The organism is Stenotrophomonas maltophilia group sp. RNC7 (assembly GCF_030910085.1).
GTDB lineage: Bacteria > Pseudomonadota > Gammaproteobacteria > Xanthomonadales > Xanthomonadaceae > Stenotrophomonas > Stenotrophomonas sepilia.
Map to the genome: position 1 here is coordinate 1 of NZ_JAVFVN010000494.1, position 322 is coordinate 322.

Genomic DNA, 322 nt, shown 5'->3' on the forward strand with positions numbered 1-322 from the left:
GTAGATGCTGGAATTCTCCGGCTCCTTCAGCCGGGTCAGCACCGAGAACTGCGCCATCATGTCCAGCGTCCCCGGCGCGCACGGCGCCGTCGACAGCGAGCTGTGATGCAGCAGCTTCTCGTAGATGCGGACTTCTTCCGACACCTGCAGGCAGTAAGGCACCTTGACGATATAGATACGGTCGAGGAAAGCCTCGTTGTGCTTGTTGTTGCGGAAGGTCTGCCATTCCGACTCGTTCGAGTGCGCCAGGATGCAACCGTTGAACGGGATCGCCGAGAAACCCTCGGTGCCCTTGAAGTTGCCTTCCTGCGTCGCCGTCAAG

1 pseudogene is annotated in these 322 nt (G+C 59.9%); it reads right to left on the reverse strand.

The features are described 5' to 3' along the window. Window positions 1-322: pseudogene (locus tag RCF13_RS09200) on the reverse strand (PrkA family serine protein kinase); the annotation flags it as partial.